This is a genomic window from Bartonella sp. OT172YNZD (assembly GCF_042193725.1).
GTDB lineage: Bacteria > Pseudomonadota > Alphaproteobacteria > Rhizobiales > Rhizobiaceae > Bartonella > Bartonella grahamii_A.
Genome location: NZ_JBHILZ010000057.1, coordinates 1 through 1,291, shown reverse-complemented (window position 1 = coordinate 1,291; position 1,291 = coordinate 1). Strand labels below are relative to the sequence as shown.

Annotated in this window: 1 protein-coding gene and 1 pseudogene; both read right to left on the bottom strand. The window is 37.4% G+C overall.

Annotated features, from left to right (window positions below):
* Positions 1-186, bottom strand: a pseudogene (locus tag ACFIJS_RS08945) (Arm DNA-binding domain-containing protein); the annotation flags it as partial.
* 639 nt (positions 187-825) lie between these two features.
* Positions 826-1,185, bottom strand: coding sequence for a helix-turn-helix domain-containing protein (locus ACFIJS_RS08940; RefSeq protein ID WP_375651260.1), 360 nt, complete (start codon positions 1,183-1,185; stop codon positions 826-828).
* Between the last annotated feature and the right edge of the window lie 106 nt (positions 1,186-1,291).

Here is a 1,291-nt window from a genome sequence, read left to right as displayed (position 1 = left end):
AAAAAACATTTCTTAAGGCACCCAATCCCATTTCACTGCGGTGACCGTGAATGGTATAACGGTAAATCCATTGAGCACCACTATCTTTACGCTGCATAAAGGAGTAAGCCGGCACCATCACACACTTTTCCAGCTCGTGGGTGTGTTGCTACAGCCCTTGGCACTTGGACGATTCATAAGAGGCATTTCAAATTCTTTCTTAATAGTTTTTTATCCATATGGCTCTTCCCGTTTGTAACTTGCAAGAGATATAGTTTTTGTTGCTTCAACATGGAACAGGTTTGAAATGAAAGAATTTTACGATATTCTGGATTCTCATTTAACATGTAAAACAATGAACACTCTTTATAAATCAATGTGTTGTCTTATAATGGAGTTGGTGCCGCATTGAGATTTTAGAGGGAAAATATGCCTTTAAGAATTTATAACAGATACAAAGTCTTTATAGCAGGTATATTAAATGCACATCATTTAAAATAGATGGAGCATCCACAACGAAGAAGGGGCTGACTTTTTTTAAAATCCGCATGAATGCTTACTCTGTTATGCTGTAAAAACATTATCGCTTGAGGTGTGGTGATATAAGACATAAAACTTTATGCATGGGGTGTTTTAATGAGAGAGTGTGGTGAATTATTCAGGGGAAGGTTTGCTTGTATAATTTTGTGAAAGGAACCATATGAAATGGGCAGCCGAGAAGGAGCTGTTCTTGAGAATCTGGATTGTTTATCAACTAGTTTGAGGAGGGATTTGCATCCTTTGATGTGTGGGAAGGAAGCCAAGAACAGAGCGTGTTTCACTCTATCCCCATGTTTTTAAAACGTTTTAATTTTGATCAGAAATTAATTTTAAAATCGCTTTCTGTTTGACAGATGTGAGGACTCTAAATCTTTTTAAAAGCAAATATTCCTCTTTGCTCGAGGCGATTTCATCATAATGGTACGGGGTGTTTTCTTTTTTGATGATATCATTGTAAAAAAAGGCAAGTGGAACATTCAAAATATCGGAAATTTCCTTTAAACGCCCTGCGCTCACGCGATTTAAGCCTTTTTCATACTTTTGAATTTGTTGGAAAGTGACACCTAAATGATGCCCTAATGTTTTTTGAAACATTTTTAGCATTTTTCGCCTAAGGCGAATTTTTTTGCATACAAAAAGATCAATATTAAGATTTGGAGTTTGCATTTTCCCCCTCCGGTTGCGAGCGCCCTCGCATTGGTATTCCGGGAGCTTGAAAACACTGAACCCTAGTCAGCATTTTGCTTTTAGTGCTGAAAGCACCTGGACATAG

Excerpts from the sequence above, each read along its gene's own strand:
- ACFIJS_RS08940 (WP_375651260.1), bottom strand. The coding sequence starts at position 1,185 with ATGCAAACTCCAAATCTTAATATTGATCTTTTTGTATGCAAAAAAATT.